This window comes from Acetobacter farinalis (assembly GCF_011516935.1).
In the GTDB taxonomy this organism is placed as follows: domain Bacteria; phylum Pseudomonadota; class Alphaproteobacteria; order Acetobacterales; family Acetobacteraceae; genus Acetobacter; species Acetobacter farinalis.
In genome coordinates, this window is sequence record NZ_WOTF01000020.1 from 1 (window position 1) to 20,758 (window position 20,758).

18 protein-coding genes are annotated in these 20,758 nt (G+C 58.4%); 3 read left to right on the forward strand and 15 right to left on the reverse strand.

Annotated elements, in window-relative coordinates:
- On the forward strand, positions 1 to 255 hold a 255-nt coding region (locus tag GOB82_RS13310; RefSeq protein WP_206752401.1), incomplete at its 5' end, for a hypothetical protein.
- A gap of 1,602 nt (positions 256 to 1,857) precedes the next feature.
- Here the strand turns inward: GOB82_RS13310 and GOB82_RS11240 are convergent.
- The 7 genes from GOB82_RS11240 to GOB82_RS11270 all read right to left on the reverse strand — a co-directional run bounded on the left by GOB82_RS11240 (position 1,858) and on the right by GOB82_RS11270 (position 8,271).
- A complete protein-coding gene (locus GOB82_RS11240; RefSeq protein ID WP_166123117.1) occupies positions 1,858 to 2,709 on the reverse strand; it encodes an META domain-containing protein in 852 nt (283 codons plus the stop codon).
- Between the two features lie 139 nt (positions 2,710 to 2,848).
- The gene (locus GOB82_RS11245) at positions 2,849 to 3,853 is read right to left on the reverse strand and encodes an SDR family oxidoreductase (RefSeq protein ID WP_166123118.1); all 1,005 of its coding nucleotides are present in this window, start codon (positions 3,851 to 3,853) and stop codon (positions 2,849 to 2,851) included.
- A 114-nt stretch (positions 3,854 to 3,967) separates the two neighbouring features.
- On the reverse strand, positions 3,968 to 4,546 hold the full coding sequence (locus GOB82_RS11250; RefSeq protein ID WP_166123121.1) for a YqaA family protein: 579 nt from the start codon (positions 4,544 to 4,546) through the stop codon (positions 3,968 to 3,970).
- Positions 4,547 to 4,725: 179 nt separating this feature from the next.
- A complete protein-coding gene (locus GOB82_RS11255; protein ID WP_166123122.1) occupies positions 4,726 to 4,935 on the reverse strand; it encodes a hypothetical protein in 210 nt (69 codons plus the stop codon).
- Complete coding sequence (locus GOB82_RS11260; RefSeq protein ID WP_166123124.1) at positions 4,916 to 6,415, reverse strand: MATE family efflux transporter; 1,500 nt, start codon at positions 6,413 to 6,415, stop codon at positions 4,916 to 4,918. Before GOB82_RS11260 ends, GOB82_RS11255 begins: the two co-directional genes overlap by 20 nt.
- A gap of 161 nt (positions 6,416 to 6,576) precedes the next feature.
- Positions 6,577 to 7,401, reverse strand: a complete 825-nt coding sequence (locus GOB82_RS11265) for an ABC transporter ATP-binding protein (RefSeq protein ID WP_166123126.1) — start codon at positions 7,399 to 7,401, stop codon at positions 6,577 to 6,579.
- A gap of 3 nt (positions 7,402 to 7,404) precedes the next feature.
- Complete coding sequence (locus GOB82_RS11270; RefSeq protein WP_377791869.1) at positions 7,405 to 8,271, reverse strand: ABC transporter permease; 867 nt, start codon at positions 8,269 to 8,271, stop codon at positions 7,405 to 7,407.
- A 210-nt stretch (positions 8,272 to 8,481) separates the two neighbouring features.
- Between GOB82_RS11270 and GOB82_RS11275 the strand changes: the two genes are divergently transcribed.
- Together GOB82_RS11275 and GOB82_RS11280 are read left to right on the forward strand one after the other, a co-directional pair.
- Positions 8,482 to 9,414, forward strand: a complete 933-nt coding sequence (locus GOB82_RS11275; RefSeq protein WP_166123130.1) for a ribose-phosphate pyrophosphokinase — start codon at positions 8,482 to 8,484, stop codon at positions 9,412 to 9,414.
- A 5-nt stretch (positions 9,415 to 9,419) separates the two neighbouring features.
- Positions 9,420 to 10,019, forward strand: coding sequence for a histidine phosphatase family protein (locus GOB82_RS11280; protein ID WP_166123132.1), 600 nt, complete (start codon positions 9,420 to 9,422; stop codon positions 10,017 to 10,019).
- A 27-nt stretch (positions 10,020 to 10,046) separates the two neighbouring features.
- Here the strand turns inward: GOB82_RS11280 and GOB82_RS11285 are convergent, their stop codons facing one another.
- The 8 genes from GOB82_RS11285 to GOB82_RS11315 form a co-directional block, all read right to left on the reverse strand.
- Positions 10,047 to 12,926 carry a glycosyltransferase gene (locus tag GOB82_RS11285; protein ID WP_166123134.1) on the reverse strand — a complete coding sequence of 960 codons (2,880 nt, stop codon included), beginning with the start codon at positions 12,924 to 12,926 and terminating at the stop codon, positions 10,047 to 10,049.
- 677 nt (positions 12,927 to 13,603) lie between these two features.
- Positions 13,604 to 15,022: an FAD-binding oxidoreductase gene (locus tag GOB82_RS11290; RefSeq protein ID WP_166123136.1), complete on the reverse strand. Its 1,419-nt coding sequence runs from the start codon at positions 15,020 to 15,022 to the stop codon at positions 13,604 to 13,606.
- A 110-nt stretch (positions 15,023 to 15,132) separates the two neighbouring features.
- Positions 15,133 to 16,089: an ABC transporter ATP-binding protein gene (locus GOB82_RS11295; protein WP_166123159.1), complete on the reverse strand. Its 957-nt coding sequence runs from the start codon at positions 16,087 to 16,089 to the stop codon at positions 15,133 to 15,135.
- 110 nt (positions 16,090 to 16,199) lie between these two features.
- Positions 16,200 to 17,462, reverse strand: a complete 1,263-nt coding sequence (locus tag GOB82_RS11300) for an ABC transporter ATP-binding protein (RefSeq protein ID WP_377791866.1) — start codon at positions 17,460 to 17,462, stop codon at positions 16,200 to 16,202.
- The gene (locus GOB82_RS11305) at positions 17,452 to 18,426 is read right to left on the reverse strand and encodes an ABC transporter permease (protein ID WP_194300472.1); all 975 of its coding nucleotides are present in this window, start codon (positions 18,424 to 18,426) and stop codon (positions 17,452 to 17,454) included. Before GOB82_RS11305 ends, GOB82_RS11300 begins: the two co-directional genes overlap by 11 nt.
- A gap of 13 nt (positions 18,427 to 18,439) precedes the next feature.
- Entirely contained in the window at positions 18,440 to 19,441 is a 1,002-nt protein-coding gene (locus tag GOB82_RS11310; protein ID WP_166123138.1) for an ABC transporter permease, read from the reverse strand.
- On the reverse strand, positions 19,438 to 19,563 hold the full coding sequence (locus GOB82_RS13565; protein ID WP_265794588.1) for a hypothetical protein: 126 nt from the start codon (positions 19,561 to 19,563) through the stop codon (positions 19,438 to 19,440). Before GOB82_RS13565 ends, GOB82_RS11310 begins: the two co-directional genes overlap by 4 nt.
- Positions 19,564 to 19,600: 37 nt before the next feature.
- The gene (locus GOB82_RS11315; protein ID WP_166123140.1) at positions 19,601 to 20,749 is read right to left on the reverse strand and encodes a glycosyltransferase family 61 protein; all 1,149 of its coding nucleotides are present in this window, start codon (positions 20,747 to 20,749) and stop codon (positions 19,601 to 19,603) included.
- Positions 20,750 to 20,758: the final 9 nt, after the last annotated feature.

The following is a 20,758-nucleotide window of genomic DNA, read 5'->3' on the forward strand; positions in this document are numbered from 1 at the left end:
TCAACATCAAAGAAACCAGTCTGCTTCATGATCCATGCCCCCAATCAACTCAAGGGAAATGGAATCACAGAGCAGCTCTCAAAACCAGGGGGTTTTTCGAACCCTCCACCTTGGCAGAAAATTTGGGGGTCAGTATATCCACAGTATCCAGATTTATATCAGTGTCATAATTTATTATTTATTAAATATAGAATTTTAGATACATATCGCGGTGATAAACTTAAACGAAACAACAATACGTTAAATATTTATTAAAGTTGTGATTTGTATTGAGAAGGAAAATATCAATAAGTTTTTGTATTCAATGCAGATATATGGAGCATAATTCTATGAAATGTTATCTATACGTGCATTGGTTATGAGGGAGACTCTCTTGTCTCTGGCGCTTTTACCGGAAATCTCTCTGAGAAACTTCATGTTTCTACCCGACATTCATGCCAGAAACGACAGTGCAGTAATTCGTAATTCTACCAACTATCTCCAGACATAGAATTGACCCTCCTCTCTCCCGCTTTATCATTTCGAGATCACATTCTGGATAAAAAATGAAAATATTTTCTGAGCAATCACTATCAAGAGGGGTAATTTTTTCATTTAAAAAGTGAATGAGAGGAGTGGTAATCCTATGCATATTTTTGGATTACTCTATTTATTTTTTTATTGTCTCAATCATGAGTGGTATTTCATTAGAATTTTTTCCAAAAACATTGACGTCACAAGCCCACGTAGCCTCGGCGCTCGCCTAATTCCCGTTCAATGCATGACGAATCGCCTCTGGTAAGACCAGCTTAACTGTCACAGTGTGAGATATCATTTACATATTGAAATTTTTAAATGCCTTTACATTCGGAAAGGTGGGGATGACCTACATTCCCGAACTGCGGTAGAAGAACGGGAACCCATGCTGGCTTTATCCTGATTCTGAGCCAGTTTGCCGGGCAGAACCATTCTGGTGGATATCGCAGCAGGATGCGGTCCCTCTTGCGGATCACCTCAAATCTCATTCTGGAGCACCTTGTCGCCGCAGGCGTTCTGCTGGAACAGGCGAATTATGTGCTGCACACCTCTATCCATGCGGACCCTGCGGGACGGAATATTTGTCCAGGGATGGTATATGGGTTCCATTTCTTCTCAATGTCTGGCACATTTTTTCTGAAACAGGGTCCAGATACGATGCCGATACTGACGACGTTGACCCAGCTCGGATATCTTCCCTGAGTATCTGAAACTGCCATTGCACCGCCGCAATGGGAGACCTCTTTGCTGTTTGCATGATGTGTTGCAATGCCTCTGGATTACGTCAGCATGACAAAGGAGCGTTCAATAATCTCCCGCCTTTTATAAAGCGAGGAGAAGATGTTCTGTGGACAGCGCCAGTGTTTCGTTGATGAAATGACGGGAGTAATTCGCTCCCCCTGCTGCGAAGGTGGCCTGGCCGCGCGTGACAAGCCGGGAGGGTATTACGGAGGAGGTCGGTAATATCGCCTGTCCACTCAGGCGAGGCACACTGATCGTGGCAGAGTTACAGGTCGCGTGGCACAAGCCGGCCTGTGTTCAGGAAATATCTGAAGGAGCATGAAGGTTTTTTCTGGTTTTTCGGCCAGAGCACCGTCCATATCGGCCTTCAGTTTTCCGATGCGGTTCTCGAGACGCCTTTCTTTCAAGGGGCATCATTCGTCGGGAGAGTATGCAGGAGAACGGTGTTTCCCTCTGCGGCATAAGGGTCTGTAAACGCAGAGGGAAAGCAGCCAAGGTGCATGATGGATGATGTCAGGGGGCGGGCGCAGTAACTGGCGCAAAAGTCGAGAGCGGCCGGAACTAAGCCGCCCCCCTTTCATCGGGTCCGTGAAAGGCCTGTTACCGCAATGTGGGTGCAGCCGGGGTAGGGGGTGTTTCTTTCCCTGCGGCATCCGTTGCCGGTGTTGGGGCGTCAGGCGTCTTGTCCGCGGGCTGGCGGCGGAACACAATAGTGGGTTTGTCCTGTGCGTCAACCAGCGCCAGAACATCGCCCGTGGGGGCCAGATGCCAGCCGCGTGTGGCGTCCAGATTTTTCAGGAAAAGCTGTTCGGTCGCCATGGCTGCGGGAAGGCAGGCCATGCGTGTGGCGATCATCGGGCCGAATGTGATGTGCGCGCCATCCAGTGTGGCTTTGCTATGCACCCGGTTGCAGCCGCTGAAGCCGGAAACCGTTCCATCTTCCGCAATGGTCAGTTGAGGAGTGGCCTCATCTTTCGTGAATGCCGTCTCCCCCATCCGTTCGGCTTTCCATGTGCCTGCAGGGCTTGCGTTTGCTTTGGCGCGGGTACGGTTGACCACAAGCAGGATGTTGCTGCGGGTGTTTTCAGGCAGGGGTGTTTGCGTTGAGCTGCTGAACCACGGCTGGCCATTTACAGAAATAGTGGCTTCCAGCGCGTAATGGTGGCCAGGCTTCAGCAAGGCGCGGTTAACCTGCAAGGTAAAAGGAATGGGCACCTGCCGTGTGGCGTGCAGGGAGGTACTGGCCAGAACGGGTGCGGGGGCATCTGTCTGGGAAGGTTCCAGAAGGCGCACTTCCACAACGGACGGAGGCAGGGCCATCCGTTCCCGATAGGTCACGGTGCCACGGAGTGTGGTTGTGGCGGCTTGGGCGGACAACGGGGGCAGCACGGCAGCGCTGATGCCGCAAACGGTTGCAGTCAGCAGGGTGCGACGCAGAAAAGATCGGATCACGCAGGAACCTCCTGTTTCAGCGCCAGCCTCAGGCCGAAACAGCGTGAGGCTGGCCAGATTCTGGCCAAGAGTGCCCTGTATTTTGTGGCATCAGCATGGCTGGCGGTGTGCGGGATGCCTGCTGGGCTATCCTGTGCTGTCAGCGGCGGCTGTTCCGGATGTGGGTCATCAGCCCCGTGAGCCCGGCAGCCAGTGCGGCCCCAAAAAGGCCTGCCCGCACACTGGATGGCATGAAGAAGGAGAAGGGGCTGTCGAGCCGCCGTGCTTTTTCATCAAACGCGCCATGGGCCGCAAAGGCTCCGGGTGTGGGTGTGAACAGATCATCCGGCGTGGCGGTGTCCGCGCAGGTTTTTTCAAGCTGAGCTTTATATCCGTGCTCCGCCATGCGGCTTTCCCGGTAGCCGGACCCCAGCAGGCGTGACAGCACTGCCAGCGGGGAGGCCGGGCCAATGGAGATGGAGCGGCTGGTGGTAAAGGCGGCCCGGCAGATCGCCTCCGCCGCCACTTCCGGTTCATAAACCGGGCCAACGGGCTTCAGCCGCTTGCCCGTCAGGTTACGGGTCCAGCCGTAACGGGGGGTGTTGATGGCGGGCAGATCGACCATCACGACCCGAATCCGGTCTGCATCATGCAGCAGTTCTGGCCGCAGGCTTTCACAAAACCCGCGCAGGGCGGCGCGCGCACCGTTTTCAGCCGCCTGCAGGGGCAGGCCGCGCAGGGCCGGGGCGAGGTCGAGATTGATAATGGCCCCATGCCCGCGGCGGCGCATATGTTTCAGGGCGGCCAGTGTGCCGTTCACGCTGCCCAGATAGGTGACTTCTGTGGCACGCTGGATGTCCTTGGCGGACAGCACGGCAACCTGCCCGACCACAGTGGCTCCGGCGCAGTTGGCCCAGACGGTAATGGGGCCGAAGGTGGCTTCAATCTGCTCTGCGGCCTGTGCCACGGCATCCGCCTGCGCCACATCCACCGGGATCACCAGTGTGCGGACGGAATGGGCCGCGAGATCCTGCGCCGCGTCCTTCAGGCGTTCTTCATCCCGGCCCAGCAGGGCGATGTCAAAGCCTGCCCGGCCGAGCGCACGGGCAGCAGCCCGGCCAATGCCTGCCCCGGCACCGGTAATGACAGCGATCTGCGTTGGCATGCTCATCGGTCTCCCTGCATTTAGTCTGATGGTCTGATCTTTATCGTGTCTTGCGCCGGAACAGCTTGCCCCGCAAGGCAGGGTGCAGCGCGGCAGCCGTGCATGGAGCCAGCTTTACAGATAGCGCAGGGCCAGCAGTCCGCCTACCAGAAGAGCGGCAAAAACCCCGGTGACCAGCGGCAGGCGCTTTTCAAGAAACTCCTGAATGGGCGCACCAAATTTCCACAGAAGCCCGGCAACCAGAAAAAACCGTACGCCCCGTGTGACAAGGCTGGCAGCAAGGAAAGGCAGCAGGGCAAAATGCGCCATTCCGCTGGCGATGGTGACAAATTTGTAAGGAATGGGGGTCAGACCCTTGAGCAGGATAATCCATACGCCCCAGCGGCGGAATTTTTCCTGCAAGGTCGCCAGTGTCTGCTCGGCATGGTAAAAATGCACGATCGGCATGGCCAGATGCTCAAGCAGAAAAGCCCCGATCACCCACCCCAGAAGCCCGCCCGCCACACTGGCAACCGTGCACAGGCTGGCATAAAGCCAGGCCTTGTCCCGCCGGGCGAGCACCATGGGCACCAGCAATGTTTCTGGCGGAAGCGGGAAAAAGCTTGCTTCCGCAAAGGTCAGAGCCACCAGCCAGAGCGGCGCGTTGGGGCTGGCGGCGTGCCGCAGGAGGCGGGTATACAGGCGATCAAGCATGAAAAAATAAGCCGGACTCTGAGGAAAGTGACATCTGGCCTTGATGCCATGCGCATCCGGATCAGGCCAGAGGGTATCTGAACAGCCTCTCTAAGTGAGGGGGGCTCAGCCTTGCCTGTTGCTCCCCGGTTCTCGTTCCGGCCAGCCCGTCCGGCATGGATGCCCGCGTGCAGGCGCTGTCACATGCGCTCGCGCCGCAGGACCTCTTCAGCTTTTTTGTGAATGGTGTCGTAGTCATCCTGCGTCAGGTTCCCCCGATGCAGCATCTCACTGGCGCGAGCCAGTGCATCCCGCGCGTGGGTGGCATCGGGGATGGGGTAACGGCGTCCGGGCAGGGCAAAAGCCTCGTCCGGCAGGGCGTTGCGTTCTTCAGTGGTCAGTTTTGACATGGGTTCCACTCCTGTCAGCATCATAAATATCCGGGGCTCCCCCCAACTCGTCCAGTTCGGCCATGGCGGCTTCCGCACTCACGGTCGGCACATCTGAAACAGGCACCTCCCCCGGTGCCGCTGGAATATGGGCTGCGTCCGGGCTGGTGAGAGCCCGCGTCACGCGGAATGCGGTCATCACAGCGAGTGATCCGAACACAATGCCTCCTGCGGCATATCCGAACTGCACGCCTGCCGGCCCGAACCGGCTGCCGAACCACACGAAAGGAATGGTTCCCAGTGTGGCGCGGCCCCAGTTGAAGGCCGTGGAATACAGCGGAAAGCCAAGATTGTTGAAGGCCGCGTTCGCCACAAACAACATGCCCACAAACAGGAAGGCACCAATGGTCCAGGAACAGAACAGATGAATGAGCAGGGCAGCATTGCCCTGCGCGTGGAACGCAGCCACCACGTAATCCTGCAAGGCTGCCAGAATGACCCATGTCGCCCCGACACTCAGCATGACAAGCTTCAGGGCGGCTGTCAGGGTTTCGTGCACCCGGTCACACCGTCCGGCCCCGAGGTTCTGCGCCATGATGGGGCCGACTGATCCGGTGAGTGCAAAAACCAGTGAAAACAGCACAGGCACCATGCGCTCAATGGAGGCCTGCCCGCCCACGGCTTCCAGCCCGAAGCGCGACATGGCCCCGGTCACATAGGCCCCGGCGACCGGTGTTGCCAGATTGGTCAGGATGGCTGGCATAGCGACAGAGCCAACGCGGCGGGCATCAGGCAGAATGCGGGAGAAGTCCGGGCGGGCCAGCATATCATGCCGCAGGGCCCCGCGCAGACCGATACCGGCCACCACCAGGCGGGAGAGCACGGAGCTGATGGCAGCGCCTGTCAGCCCTTCATGCAGGCCGAAAATCATCAGCGGGTCCAGCACCGCGGCCACAATGGCCCCCAGCAGCGTGATATTCATGGAGCCCTTGGCGTCCCCCACCACGCGCATCAGGGACGATGCGCCCATGCCGATGCAGATGAGCGGCAGAAAGGGGCTGACAACGTGCAGATAGGAGGTGGCCTGTTCCAGTGCCTCGCCATGTGCGCCGAACAGGCTCAGAATGGGGTGCGCTGCAAACGAGGTGCACAGGCCCAGCAGAAGCGTGATGAGCAGTGTCACGACCAGGGCGGAGGTGGCAATGTGCCGCGCTTCCTCATGTCGCCCCGCGCCGATTTCCCGCGCCGTGGCGGCGCTCAGGCCAATGGTCAGGCCGATGGCGACGGCAATCTGCAGGCCGATCACGGCTCCGGCAAACCCGATGGCGGCTGTCAGCGCCGGTTTGTTCAGATGCGCGATATAGACCATGTTGAGCATGTCCACCGCGAAAACCGCCATCAGGCCAATGGCCCCGGTGCCCGCCATAACAATGACATGCCGCATGATGCTGCCGGTGGTGAAACACGCTTTCTGCCTGCGGGGCGGGTTTTGCCGCGTCATGGATGCTCCGTTCTGGTGCCTGGGTGGCTGCCGTATCGTGTCAATCCGGTGTGGCCGGGGGGGGGGAGTATGTCACGCCTGTCGCGCGGTGCGAATGGACTAAAGCTGAAAGGTCTGCTGCTCACCGGGAGCATGCGGGACAGGGGTAAGGTCAGGCTGCTTCAGGGGAGAGGGTGTGGTTCCGCAGGATCAGGCTCCGGCAGGACAGGGTCTGGTGCGGTATCCTTGTTATCCAGCTCTTCCAGCGGATGCCCAAGATAGGCTTCCAGCACTTCCCGGGGTGAGCCATCCATGCGGATTCTGCCGTCTTCCAGCCAGATCAGCCGGTTGCACCAGTCCACCATGACATCCGCCATATGGCTGGACAGAACCAGAATGTCCGCCTGGGAAACCAGCGTTTCCAGTCGCGCCCGTGCCCGGTTCCGGAAGGAGGCATCTCCCGCCATGAACCATTCATCCATGAGCAGGATATCGGGCTTGATGGCGGTGGCCAGTCCGAAGGAAAGCCGTACCGTCATGCCGGAGCTGTAGGTCTGCACCGGAAGGTCAAGAAACGAGCCAAGCCCGGCAAACGCTTCCACGTCCTGTTCGACTGCACTGATTTGGGTGGCGGAAAGCCCTGCGAACATGCCGCGCAGGCGAATGTTCTCGCGGCCTGTCAGCTCCATGTTCATGCCAAGGGAGGGGTCCAGCAGTGTGCCGATGTGGCCGGTAACGGTCACGCTGCCGCCCACAGGTTCATAAATTCCCGCCAGAGCGCGGAGCAGTGTGGTCTTGCCTGCGCCATTCCCGCCTACAAGACCCAGCCTGTCACCAGGGTTGAGTGTGAAGGTGACATCCCTCAGCGCCTGCACCACCACGCGTTCGCGCTCATCCTGCGTGAACCGGCCGCTCAGGGAGTCCCTGAGGGTTTTTTTCAGGCTGCGGGCATTGCCGTGATAGAGGGGGAACGAGATTTCCAGATCGCGGACAGTAATACCAACCATGCGTTACACCCAGTAGGCCAGACGGGCCCGCATGCGGGCGAACAGAGCGAATGTGACCACTGTCAGCACGGCTGACCAGCCCAGCGCCGCAGGCCAGATGGCGGCGTTGACAATATCGCCGGTAAACGGTGTCCGCAGGATTTCCATCAGGGGGAAGAAGGGGTCCAGCAGCAGCCAGTCCTGCCCGGTTTTCATCAGTTCCGGCGCCCAGAGAATGGGTGTGACGAAAAACAGGATCTGGAGGGTGCTGGCAACAATAGGTGGCACATCACGGAAGCGGGTCCCCAGAATGCCCAGCAGGAATGTGGCCATGAAACTGTCAAAAACCCACAGGGCGCAGGCCGCGGGCATGGTCCATGACCACGCCGGAACCACCGCGAACCACAGGAAGACCACCACAACAACCGGGATATTGTGCGCAACAGTCAGCAGATTGCGCACCGTGGCGCGCAGCACATGCAGGCTGTAGGGCATGCGGGCCGAATGGATGAGCCCCGATGCGGAGGTGAAGGTGGTGCAGCCATCCTGCAAGGTGCCGCTGGCAAAGCCCCAGAGCACAAGGGAGAAGGTCAGGAAGGGCAGATATTTATGCACATCCATGTTCATCAGATAGGCATACAGCACCCCCATGGCCGCTACCATCACGGCGGTTGAGGCTGTGAGCCAGAACGGACCAAGGATGGACCCGCGATAGCGGAGCTTGATATCCAGCCAGCCCAGCGTGGCTCCCAGCCGCGCCAGTTTCATGCCTGAGAGCATGTCCTGCCAGGCATGGCGTATGTAGGAGACACCCGTTTCTGGCAGAAGGGCCAGAACAGGGGCGGGTTGGCTGGTGCGCTGCGTGTCTTCGGTCGAGGGGGCGTTCTGCATGCTGTCCATGATAACTTATGGCGATAGAGAACAGAGTGTCTCTGTGCAAGGGGAGGGGTAAGAAGAGCGGGGGCGTGTTTTTTTGTCACGCTGTGCTTTTGTCTGCCCTGTAGGGTGTTTGACATGGATGACAACAGCGCCCGTGGTTGCTAAACCCGGCCCGCCGTACCGTTTCATCCTAACGTCGAGAAGCCGGGAACCCTCCTTATCATGAAGATTGTCGCCTGTAACAGCAATCTGCCACTTGCCAGAGCCGTTGCTGCGGAACTGTCCCTTCCTTTGTGTGATGTGACCGTTCGCCGTTTTGCCGACATGGAAGTCTTTGTCGAAATTCATGAAAATGTGCGCGGTGAGGATGTGTTCGTCATCCAGAGCACCTGCACCCCGACAAATGACAACCTGATGGAACTTCTGGTGATGCTGGATGCGCTGCGGCGCGGGTCAGCCCGGCGAATCACGGCGGTTATCCCGTATTTCGGCTATGCCCGGCAGGATCGCAAATCCGGCCCCCGCACCCCCATCAGCGCAAAACTGGTGGCAAACCTGCTGGTGGAAGCCGGTGCAAACCGCGTGCTGACGCTGGACCTGCATGCCATGCAGATTCAGGGCTTCTTTGATATTCCGGTTGATAACCTCTATGCCGCACCGCTGTTCACGCGGGATATCCGCAGCCGGTATGGTGATCGTGACCTGATGATTGTCTCCCCCGATGTGGGGGGGGTGGTGCGCGCGCGCCAGCTTGCGCAGCGCCTGAATACCGATCTGGCTATTATCGACAAGAGGCGCGAACGCGCCGGCGTGTCCGAAGTCATGAACGTGATTGGTGATGTGCGGGGCCGCCACTGCCTGCTGGTTGATGATATTGTTGATAGCGGTGGCTCCCTGTGCAATGCGGCCGTGGCGATTGCCAATAACGGCGCGGCTTCTGTCGGGGCGTATGTGACGCATGGCGTGCTGACAGGCTCGGCCGTGGAGCGCATTGCAAAGTCACCGATTGAGATGCTGACCTTGACGGACAGCATCATGGCCACTGAAAGTGTCGAGGCAGCACATAATATCCGGCAGGTGACCATTTCCAGCCTGCTCGCGCAGGCCATGCGGGCTGTTGCTGATGAAAGCTCCGTATCCTCCCTGTTTGATTGAGACCCATGACACAGCTTCAATCCTGCTCTTACTGGTATCTTCGCCACGGCCAGACTGACTGGAACCGCGACGGCCTTTCTCAGGGGCGCACGGATGTGCCCCTGAACGCCACCGGGATTGCGCAGGCGGACGCCGCCGTGAAGCTGTTTCAGCAGAGTATGCAGGCCGGGGCACGCATCACGCATATTGTCAGCTCTCCCCTGATGCGTGCCATGAAAACGGCAACCATTGTGCAGGAAGGGCTGATGGCGCAGGGCCATGCCCCACTGCCTCTGACAACGGATGCAGGGCTTGAAGAAGTCTGCTTTGGTGAGCAGGAAGGCCAGCCGATGGGGGACTGGTACGATAGCTGGATTGCCGGGGACTATACCCCGAACGGGGCCGAGGACTTTGCAGATCTGCGGGCGCGGGCTGTTGCGGCGGTCAACCGGGCCACAGCGGCAGGAGGCGTTCCCCTGATTGTCGCCCATGGCGCTTTGTTCCGCGCCTTGCGGTCTGCCATGAATCTTCCTGCCAATGTCCGGCTGCCGAATGCCACCCCGCTGTGGATTCAGCCACCCGAAAAAGCCAGCGTAACATGGCAGTTAACCGTGATGGGGGACTGAAAGGCTGACCAGCCTTCCGTTTTGAGGTCAGCTTACCGGGGCAGGCCGGGTTTGGGTTTGCGGGGCCGGAGGTAGGCTGAGCGCATCTCCCTGCGTTCCGAACGCCCCTGTATAGTTATATGGCGCCATCAGAACAGCAATCAGGGCGTGCAGGGGCGTGTGCAGCGGAATGACCAACCCGCCGCCGGACTGCTTTATTCTTTCTGCCGGTGCGCCAATATCATACACAATCGCCGCTCTGTTGCTCGTCCAGATATGGGTCAGGACATAGGACCATGTTTCCGGCCAGAGGGACGGCAGGAAAAACCAGTCGATTGCGTATTTTTCGGTCAGAGCACTGATTTCATACTCCTTGTACCGGCCCGTAATCGTGACAACGCCGGTTTCCAGAAGCGGTGCATCGTCACACGTATACCCGATCAGAACGAGTGTCGCGGGAATGCGAGCGTGTTTAATCAACCGCGCCAGAGCGAGAAGGCATTCGTAGCCTTTTTCAAGGCTGATTGCGCCTAAAATACCGATCGTGCGGTTTTCATGATGCGCTTTGTAAGGGAAGAACAGTGTGCGGGCATGTCGCACGTTCTCCCACGCGTGTATGTCCGGCTGAATGCCAAAATGCCTGGTGATACGCTTCGCTGTGTCCAGCGAGGGACAAATGACACATTCCGCTTTTTCAAGCAGAACCTTGCTGCCACGCCTGAGAGCCTCAAGGGGTGTCTTGTCCCCTGTCTGCGTGCCGAACGTGCGGATACAGGCCTGACAGCCTCTGGTATCAGGCTCGCCACAATACTGGTTTAGACCGGAAACCAGCGTTATACGCGGGCAGAACCATGAATAATCATGGATATACACATCATAAGGGAGCTTCAGTGCGGACAGACTGAAAATCTGTTCGAGCGTGCTGCCAATATAGCTATGAATTTCAAATTTCTCGCATCCAAGCTTCTTGTAAAGATCCCTGAAACTGAAGGCATTCTGGGGAATGACAAGGTTCGGGTAATCCTTGTCCCGCACGGACGATAATTTCCAGACCGGCCGCCCTGAGCGGCTTTTTTCAGGGCTCATGACAAAAGCAAAAATACCCTTCACTTCGTATGATGAAACCCGCTTCCACACATGGCGAAAAATACCACCTTCGCGATCATGCATGATCAGAATAACAGATTTCAGAACTGGATTTTTCCTGTGCAGGCGTGCCAGATCCAGCGCCTTTCGGCTGGCGGCCAGAGGGTCCTGATCCTGCCAGCGTGCCACCATCTCATCATATCCCGGATGCAGGGCGTTCAGAAGGCGGAGGTTTCTGGCGATAAGATCAGATTTAACGGGGCTGAAAGACTGGCTTTCCGCATGGCCGACAAAGGTGCCGGGACAGGCAACATGACGCCAGCCCAGAGCCGCGGCCCTGCGGCAGAAATCATTTTCCTCCCCGTAACCTTGCGCAAAAACGTCATCACGCAGCAGGCCGGTTTCGTTCAGGCACCCGGATTTTATATACATGCAGAAGCCATGGGCTGTCGGCACATCTATGGTTTCGCCACGCCAGAGCTGCCCCATGGTTGCGCTGATGTCCTGGCATGCGCGTGCATCGGGCACAGCGTTGATCTGGGTGGCTGAGGGATAACTGAAAATGGTTGCGTTATTTGAAAGGGGGGTCACGGTGCCAATGTCAGGCTGTGTGTAGGCGGCTCTTTGCAAGACCAAAAGCCAGTTCCGGCACACCAACGTATCGCTGTTCAGTAAAACAACGTCTTCATTCTGATGTCTGTGGCGCAATCCATGATTAACAGATTTGGGAAATCCCAGATTTTTCTGATTATGAAGAACAAGAATATTCGGCTTGCTTGCAATGTGTGAGAGATATTTCCGAATATCTGTGTTTGGAGAGGCATCATTGACAATAATCAGGCGGGCATTTTCCGGCATGTGTTTGAGGCACAGGGTAATGCAGGTCTTCGTGGCAGCAAATCCATTATAGACTGGAATGATAACCGAAACTGGAGATAGTCTTTTCGACTTACGACTTTTAAAAGAATGAGAAGACTCAGGGTTTTCAGGATGCTTTTCAAAACATACGGCAGGAAAAAGCCGTGACATATCCTGTGCGTACCGTCGCGCGTTCTCTGCTAACGGATCGAGAGACAGCGGGCTGCCGTAGAAGGACGCACCTCCTTCAGAGCAAACACTGAAGAGAGTGCCTTTTCTCCTGATTTTTTCATAATCAATAAAAAATGCATGCTTTATGGCGTCTCCTGCAATCATATCGGGAGAGAAGAATTTCGTATTTTCTGTGAAAAGAAAAATGGGTTTCTGCGTATCATCCTGCGGGATGATTTTAATTTTTACAGAGCTCTCCGGGTTGGCCGGGTATCGGGCCCAACCGGAAAGGCCTGCGGGGCCGGAGGTCACAAAGCCTTCTGTTTTGAGGAAATGGGGGATATGGAACGTGTCTCCCAGCAGCCTCTCTCCCGGCAGCGTGAGAGTTAAGTGTTCAATCTGCTTCCAGTTTTCTGGCAGGATAACGGAAAGTCTGTTCTGCTCCCGCAGGGTGCGGAAAGCAGAGAGCGGGGCACTGCTCCCATCGCTGACAAGGCAGAGCCTTTCCAGAGTAATGGGCTTGCGGAGCATGATATGCAGCTTGCCTGCGGGGGAGAGTGTGCACCAGCCCGCCCTGTTGGTAGCGTGACATACGGCCTGCCCGAGAACCTGGAAAGCGGGCAGATCAAGGTCAGTGTACTGGGTAAGAAGGGCCTGAAACTCTTCATACGCCTGCCTGTAGTGCGAGAAATGAAGCCGGGTTGCTGTCAGCAGGATACGGCTTAGACGTGACGTTGAGCGTGAGCGGATCAGCTCAAAAGGTTCTGAAGCGGAGGGAATGTTCAAGAGAAGCCGCGTAATACCGATCCCCATGGTAATCAGGCCATTACTGGGCTGCGTTTTCTGTAAATACTCCCAATGCTGCAAAAAATCGGAAGGGGGAGCGCTGTCATGAAAATGGGATTTATCTATTTTTATGGATGATTTTATAATGGAAAGAATTTTGATCAAGAATTTATGAAAAATCACATTTTCTATGATCATTGATTATCTTTCTGATGTGAGTATTTCCAGGAAATTAGATAAAAGAGGAATGTATTCTCAAATAAAGTTAATTTATTTTTATTCGATGGGTTTGTGCCGTTTGTCACGCATGAAACGTTTTATGGCAAGCTCAACACTGTCGCAGGGCGTATGCTTATAAATGGAGATTGTCTGCTTTTGCACGTCGAATGCGAGATCAAGATTGATGTCAGGAATAATTTCTCAAAGGGCTTGTGCGAAGACAGCAGCCAAAAATCGGATTTGAGAAAGCTTTTATTCAGCGTGGGGGGTATCTGTACCCGGAGCGGGCAAGATGCCGTGCTCATCCGTAAAGCCCCATGACCCCTATAGTCTTCCTGACTCTCGCGTGCTTGCTGGCAGGGCACCACCGCACCACTGTAGTGTGGGGCAGGCCATGAGAGGTGCGAGAGTCAGCGTTCCGATTATCGCCTGAGAATGAAAATCTTAGGGATTTTCTTTATAATTCAGTAAAAATGTTGACAGTTTCAGCCCTGATAAACCGGCCCCTGTGGCAGGAGTTTACCCGGATTGAGAATGCCGTGTGGATCCATTGTCTTTTTCAGAGCCCGCATGACGCTCAGTGCGCCGGCTCCGTGCTCGGTTTCCAGAAACTCGAGCTTGCCCATCCCCACACCATGTTCACCGCTGCATGAGCCTTCCAGCGCCAGCGCACGGGCGACAATTTTCTTGTCCAGTTCCCATGCCTGTGCGTGGCCTTCAGGGGTATCTTCCGTGATGATGAGGGTATGGAAATTTCCATCTCCAACATGCCCCAGAAGCGGGGCGCGCAGGCCAGACGCCTTGATATCCTCGTAAACACCATCAATCAAAGTCGCGAGGCGGGAGATCGGCACAATGCAATCTGTTGAAATCACGCGGGCCTGCGGGTCCAGCGCCTTGGCGGCCCAGAAGGCATCATGCCGGGCTTTCCACAGGCGGGAGCGGTCTTCCGCGCTTTCAGCCCATGCAAAACCCAATCCGTTATTGGCTTGTACAAGTGCTTCCGTGGCGCTTACCTGTTCCTGCACGGCGGCCGGTGCTCCGGCGAATTCAAAAAAGAGGGTGGTCAGTGGGCGATAACCTTCCAGTTTTGAATACTCGATAGAGGCCTGCATCTGTACGGCATCCATCAACTCCACGCGGTTGATCGGAATCCCGCACTGAATGATTTCCATGGCAGTCTGCACAGCGTCATGCAGATTTTCAAACTGGCAGACAGCGGCAGAGAGCGTTTCAGGGCGTCCATGCAGCTTGAGCTGGACTTCCGTGATAATGCCCAATGTGCCTTCAGAGCCGATAAACAGGGATGTCAGGTCATACCCGGTGGAAGATTTCCGTACCCGCCCCCCGGTTCTGATAATTTCACCGGTTGCCAGAACAACTGTCAGGCCAAGCACATTTTCCTTCATGGTATTGTAGCGCACGGCCGCCGTGCCCGAAGCGCGGGTGGCGCACATGCCGCCAAGTGTTGCCTCACCACCGGGGTCCACCGGAAAGAACAGCCCTGTTTCACGGATTTGCGCATTCAGGCTCTGGCGCGTCAGCCCCGCCTGAACACGGCAGTCCAGATCGTCCGCATTGACCGCGATAAGGGATGTCATGCGTGAGAGATCCAGGCTGATGGCGTGCTCTGGCGGCACGACATGCCCTTCAACGGATGTTCCGGCACCAAACGCCACGACCGGCACATGCCGGGCGTGGCAGGCGCGCAGAACAGTGGAGACATCTTCCGTGCTTTCCGCAAAAATAACCGCTTCCGGCAGGCGGGCGGCATTCATGGCCTCACCATGGCTATGCTCTTCCCGCACGGAGGGTGCGGTGCTGATTTGCGCATCCATGGTGGCGCGCAGGGTGGTCAGCACGGCTTGAAGGCGCTGTGCGGCTGCTGCGGAACTGTCAGGCATCACGAAATATCCAGAAAGAAAAAGAGAATCCCAGTGCCTGTTTCATAAACCAGATTGACTGTCGGGCAAATTTTTATCCTGCTTCGGGGCCTTTCCGACTATGGCTCTGTTCAGTCGTCTGTCAGCGGGAAATGACACGCCACAAAGTGCCCCTGGCTGACGGGCCGTAAAGCGGGGTCTTCCACTTTGCAGCGCTCCTGCGCAGCGGGGCAGCGCGTATGGAAGCGGCACCCCGCCGGTCTGGCTATGGGGCTGGGAATATCACCCCCCAGAGGTGCCGCGCGCGGAGCGCCAACCTCCGGGCGTGGCACGGCGGCTGTCAGGGCTGCTGTGTACGGATGCGCCGGGTGATGCAGCACGGCATCTGTCTCGCCCAGCTCCACCACCACACCCAGATACATCACGGCAACACGCGTGGAAATCTGGCGCACAACAGCCAGATCATGCGCGACAAACACGTAGGTCAGGCCCAGCCGGGTCTGAAGGTCGGTAAACAGATTGACAATCTGCGCCTGCACGGAAACATCCAGCGCAGAAACCGGTTCATCCGCAACGATCAGGCGGGGAGAGAGGGCGAGCGCACGTGCGATATTGATGCGCTGCCTCTGCCCGCCGGAAAACTCGTGCGCGTAACGCTCCAAAGCTGAGAGCGGCAGGCTGACAAGCTCCATCAGCTCGTGCAGGCGCGCGGTTATGGCGGCGTGGGAGCGTTTGCGTCCGTCCGGGCCGGGGTGCACCCGAAGCGGTTCGGCCAGAAGATCTCCTATGCGGCGGCGCGGGTTGAGGGAGGCATAGGAGTCCTGAAACACCATTTGCATGCGCTGGCGCAACGGGCGCATGGCGCGTTCGCCCAGATGCGTGATGTCCTGTCCTTCAAAGACGATCTGCCCGGAAGAGACATCCGTCAGCCGTAACAGGCATCGCCCCAGTGTTGATTTCCCGGAGCCGGATTCTCCCACCAGCCCCAGCACTTCTCCGGGCATGACGGAAAGGGAGACGCCGTCCACTGCCTTCAGGGTCTGGCCGCGGGGCAGATGATATGTCTTGCGGATATCCCGCACCTCCAGCAGCGGTGTGGCACTGGCACTGGCACTGGCACTGGCACTGGCACTGGCACTGGCACTGGCACTGCTCTGCGGCTCTGTGGCGGTCTTGGGTACGGGCGCGGACGGTCTTGTCACAGATGCGGCTCCCCGATTGTGGAAGATGGGGAGGGCGGTCGGGGTGGTGGGGCGTGGCCGATGGCGTCCGGCGTGCCGGGGCCGGGGGCTGTGTCTTTCAGGCGTGGCGGCAAGGGGGTGCCTTCTGCTGGCAGGACGCAGGCGGCAAACTGGGCAGCTCGAAGAGAGGCGGGCTCGGAACGGGCCTGCACTGCCGGGCTGCCATGCGAGAGGTTGCCGGGGCGGGGCGTGTTGTCCGGGGCCGGGAGGGGCACAGCCTGTGTGTCGGCTTCTGCTCTCCGGGGTGCGGAGGCATACCGGCCCGTAGGCACCAGCGGTGGGGGCGGGGCGTGCAGGCAGGGGGCGTGCACATAGGAGCAGCGGGGTGCGAAGGCGCAGCCCTCGGGGCGCTCCAGCGGGGCCGGAGGGGCACCTGCTATGGCTGGCAGCCTCTCCGGGCGCGGGCCTTCCAGCGGCGGGATGGAGGCCAGAAGGGCCGCTGTATAGGGGTGGCCGGGGTGGGCAAAGAGCGCATCGGTTGGTCCGGTTTCTGCAACCCGCCCGGAATAGAGCACCAGAGTGGTGTCACAGGTTTCAGCCACCACGCCCATGTCATGCGTAATCAGCAGCACGGAAGAGCCATAGGTGCTGCGCAGGGAGCGGATAAGCTCCAGAATCTGCGCCTGTACCGTCACATCCAGCGCTGTTGTGGGTTCATCCGCTATCAGAAGGGCAGGATTGCAGGAGAGCGCCATGGCAATCATGGCTCTTTGCCGCAGGCCACCGGAAAGCTGGTGCGGGTAGCGGTTTGCTGTCTGGGCCGGGTCGGGCACACCCATTGCGGCCAGAAGGTCCACAGTGCGGTTGCGAGCCTGTTTGCGGGAGAGCCGCTCATGCGCGCGGATCTGCTCATCAATCTGCCAGCCGATGGTATAGACCGGGGTGAAGGCCGTCATCGGGTCCTGAAAGATCATGGCGATCTCACGCCCGCGCAGGCGGCGGAGTTGCTTTTGCGGCAGGCCCACCAGTTCCTGCCCCCGGAACAGGGCCGAACCGGTTATCTGCACACCGGGGCTGTCAATCAGCCCCATCAGCGCCATGGCGGTGACGGATTTGCCAGAGCCGGATTCCCCCACCAGCCCCAGAATATCCTGCTCCCCAAGGGTGAAGGACACACGGTCTACCAGAGGGATCATCCGCCCGCGGGAGGGAACACGCACACACAGGTCGCGCACCACCAGCAAGGGAGCCGCAGGGGCAGGAGGGGCTTCAGCGGGCATCACGCACCCTCGGGTCAAGAAACAGATACAGGATATCCACCACCGCATTGGCCAGCACGACAAACACGGCGGAATACATGACGGTGGCCATGATCAGGGGCAGGTCCAGATTGGTCAGTGCCTGATAGGTCAGCCGCCCGACGCCGGGCAGACCGAACACCACTTCCGTCAGCAGCGCTCCGCCGCCGACAAGCTGGGCAAAATCCAGCCCGAAAAGCGAGACAAAGGTGATGAGTGAGGTGCGCAGCCCGTGGCGGAGCAGAATACGGGAGGGCGAAAGCCCCTTGGCCCGTGCCGTGCGCATGAAGTCCTCACCGGAGAGGGCCACCAGATCAGCCCGCAGGACGCGGCTGTAAATGCCGATGAACATGACGGCCAGAACACACCACGGAATAACCAGCGCCTTGAACCATCCCCATGGATTTTCTGTCAGCGGCACGTACCCCAGCCCCGGCACCCATGAGAACAGCCAGGTGTCATGATACCGGCTTTGCGTGATGAGATTGGCCACCTGCCCGAGCCAGAAGACCGGCATGGAAATACCGATCAACCCCAGAATCATCAGCCCCCGATCCACCCATGTGCCCTTCATGGCCGCGGCGATGGTGCCCATGGCAATGGAGAGCGCAACCCAGATCACTGCCGCCCCGCAGACCAGAGAGACCGTAACCGGGGCCGCACGGGCAATTTCCGGCACGACCAGTTCACCCCTGTCCGCGTAGGACGCCAGATCCTGCGTGATGAACAGCTTTTTCATCATGGTGGCGTATTGCACGGGCAGCGGGCGATCCAGCCCGTATTCCGCGCGCACTTTTTCCAGGGTCTGGGGGGAGGCATTGCGCCCGGCAATACGCGCGGTGGGGTCTGCCCCCGGTGTGGCGAAAAAGACCAGAAACACCAGCACGGAAATACCGAACAGCACGAAAGCCGTTTGCCCGAGCCGGCGCAGCAGGGCCATCATCATGCCTCAGCCCTCCTCATGAAGGCCGCCGGGCGGTATCGCGCACATCCAGCGCATCGCGCAGGCCATCCCCCAGAATATTCAGCGCCAGCACAACCAGAACAATGGCGAGGCCCGGCGCGATGGCGACCATGGGGCGCGTATAGATCAGCCCTTCGCCATCCTGAATGATGGTGCCCCAGGATGCCGCGGGAGCCTGCACCCCGATGGAGAGGAAGGAAAGCGCACTTTCCGCCAGAAGGGAGAGCGCCATCAGCAGCGGGCCAAGCACGACGAGTGTGGTGGACACATTGGGCAGAATATCAAACAGCACAATCCGCCAGCGCGGCACGCCGAGGCAACGCGCGGCTGTCACAAATTCTGCCTGCCGCAAGGCCAGCACCCGGCCCCGGATGGGCCGCGCGGCGTAGGGCACGTAGACCAGCGCAATAATCACAATGGGGATCAGCAGGCTGTCCGCCTCCACCACAAACGGGCCCAGACGCAGCCCCTGACTGACGGTGACAATGGAGAGGGAGATGGCAAACAGATAAACCGGCACGGCCCACATGATATCCATCAGGCGGGAGAGCACGGTATCCACCAGCCCTCCGAAAAAACCTGCGGCAATACCTGCGGCAGCCGCCAGAAACAGGCACAGGACGGCAGCGCAGGAGGAAATCAGCAGGGAGTTGCGCCCGCCGTACAGTATGCGCGCCGCAACATCGCGCCCCTGACTGTCCGCCCCCAGCAGGTATGTGGTGTGTCCTGTCGGCCCGATGGGGCTGAGGCCCAGATGCAGCGGGTTTTCATTGGGCTGCATGATGTCCGTCTCCTGCCCGTCCAGCATGATGCTGCCCGCGACATTGGAGGTGAACGGGTCAGTCCGTGCAATATCCCGTGCATAAAGCGGAGCCAGAGCGCACCCGAGGGTGATTACGGCCAGCACGGCAAGAGCCGCCATGGCGGTGCGGTTGCGCGCCAGACTGCGCATGGCCTGCCGCCAGAGGCCGGGTGGGGGGGGGGCCTCAGCAGTCATTGGAGCAGCAGACGGAAGAGCAGGAGTTCATCATCGTCAGTTACGATGGCGTTACGCGTGCGTTTTGACAACAGTCTGGCGTGTGTGATCTGCGCCAGAAGTGCGGCGGAAGCCTGAGCCATCAGGCGCGGCCTGCCTCCGGCCCGGGCAATGGCGGCTTCAGAAAGAAGCCGGACTGCTTTCCAGTCTGGTCAGGGCATTTTCCAGCATGTCGGAGGTCAGCGTCTCGTCTGTCAGGTTCAGCACCATGTAAGGCTGCCTGCGTTGCAGCGTGATGACATAAAAACAGTTTCTCAGATGCGGCTGGCCATCGAGCAGACGGTTCAGTTCCAGAAGCCGTGTGCCGGGGCGGGCGAAAACCATATTGGCAAGACCCGCGCCATGGGGCGCGACAATGCAGTCAGCCTGCCGGAAAAGAGCAATCTGTGTTTCGAGATCCATCCGCTCCAGAAAGACTTTTTCAAAACCCCTTCGCGCCAGAACCGTTTCAATCTGCGCCTGTTCCTCGGGGCTGATACGGCTGTCATGCCCGCCTTCGCGTGTGATGTAAAAGCGGGAGGGCAGGTCAGGCCTGTGCGGCACCTGAAAACTATCAAAATGGCGGTAAGGCTCTTCCAGATTCAGATAGAGTTCCGGCATGGTGGGGATATGCCAGAAGAAATGCAGTTTTCTGGCGCGGTGCACGCCATTAGCCGCCCGAAAAACACGGTCCTGAAGTCCGGCAAGGCGCAGGGATGTCTCAAAGGTTTCCGGTGTGAAGGTCGGGTGCCGGCTGCCTGCGGCGGCGGGCATGTCCGGCACAATCAGTTTGACATCAGGCGGGAGAAGGCTGTTGGCAATCTGTGTTTTGGACACACCATACAGCATCCAGTGGTAATAATTGCGCCATGCGGCATCAAACCCCACGAACACCTCATCAAGCTCTTCATGCTCAGGCATGTCCGGCAGGCGGCCATGATGCTGGTAAAGTGGATGATGGCAGAAGCAGGAGGGTTCGATAACCGGATGGCTTTCACTGTCTATCAGCATGCCATCCAGCCCCGGGTGCAGCACAAACCGGGCATTTTCCATGGTGAACAGCACAAGCCGGGTCAGCGGCATTCCGGCAGTCCGGGCCTCTGTATGCGTGCTGGCGTGATACAGTCTCAGGCCAAGAGTGAACGCATTAAATGACTGGTCCTCATAGGCCGGGATCGGCAGGGGCTGGTTCTGTGCGGCCGTCTGGAACACCTTGCGCGGGGAGAACCGTCCTGAGGCGGACCGGCCATCAAGAACCGCCAGAGCATCCTGCTGCGGAAGGGTGGACATGACGGGATA

Excerpts from the sequence above, each read along its gene's own strand:
- GOB82_RS11300 (WP_377791866.1), bottom strand. The coding sequence starts at position 17,462 with ATGCCCGCTGAAGCCCCTCCTGCCCCTGCGGCTCCCTTGCTGGTGGTG.
- GOB82_RS11265 (WP_166123126.1), bottom strand. The coding sequence starts at position 7,401 with ATGGTTGGTATTACTGTCCGCGATCTGGAAATCTCGTTCCCCCTCTAT.
- GOB82_RS11275 (WP_166123130.1), top strand. The coding sequence starts at position 8,482 with ATGAAGATTGTCGCCTGTAACAGCAATCTGCCACTTGCCAGAGCCGTT.
- GOB82_RS13565 (WP_265794588.1), bottom strand. The coding sequence starts at position 19,563 with ATGGCTCAGGCTTCCGCCGCACTTCTGGCGCAGATCACACACGCCAGA.
- GOB82_RS11290 (WP_166123136.1), bottom strand. The coding sequence starts at position 15,022 with ATGCCTGACAGTTCCGCAGCAGCCGCACAGCGCCTTCAAGCCGTGCTG.
- GOB82_RS11250 (WP_166123121.1), bottom strand. The coding sequence starts at position 4,546 with ATGCTTGATCGCCTGTATACCCGCCTCCTGCGGCACGCCGCCAGCCCC.
- GOB82_RS11315 (WP_166123140.1), bottom strand. The coding sequence starts at position 20,749 with ATGTCCACCCTTCCGCAGCAGGATGCTCTGGCGGTTCTTGATGGCCGG.
- GOB82_RS11305 (WP_194300472.1), bottom strand. The coding sequence starts at position 18,426 with ATGATGATGGCCCTGCTGCGCCGGCTCGGGCAAACGGCTTTCGTGCTG.
- GOB82_RS11285 (WP_166123134.1), bottom strand. The coding sequence starts at position 12,926 with ATGGGGATCGGTATTACGCGGCTTCTCTTGAACATTCCCTCCGCTTCA.
- GOB82_RS11260 (WP_166123124.1), bottom strand. The coding sequence starts at position 6,415 with ATGACGCGGCAAAACCCGCCCCGCAGGCAGAAAGCGTGTTTCACCACC.
- GOB82_RS11280 (WP_166123132.1), top strand. The coding sequence starts at position 9,420 with ATGACACAGCTTCAATCCTGCTCTTACTGGTATCTTCGCCACGGCCAG.
- GOB82_RS11255 (WP_166123122.1), bottom strand. The coding sequence starts at position 4,935 with ATGTCAAAACTGACCACTGAAGAACGCAACGCCCTGCCGGACGAGGCT.
- GOB82_RS11270 (WP_377791869.1), bottom strand. The coding sequence starts at position 8,271 with ATGCAGAACGCCCCCTCGACCGAAGACACGCAGCGCACCAGCCAACCC.
- GOB82_RS11310 (WP_166123138.1), bottom strand. The coding sequence starts at position 19,441 with ATGACTGCTGAGGCCCCCCCCCCACCCGGCCTCTGGCGGCAGGCCATG.
- GOB82_RS11245 (WP_166123118.1), bottom strand. The coding sequence starts at position 3,853 with ATGCCAACGCAGATCGCTGTCATTACCGGTGCCGGGGCAGGCATTGGC.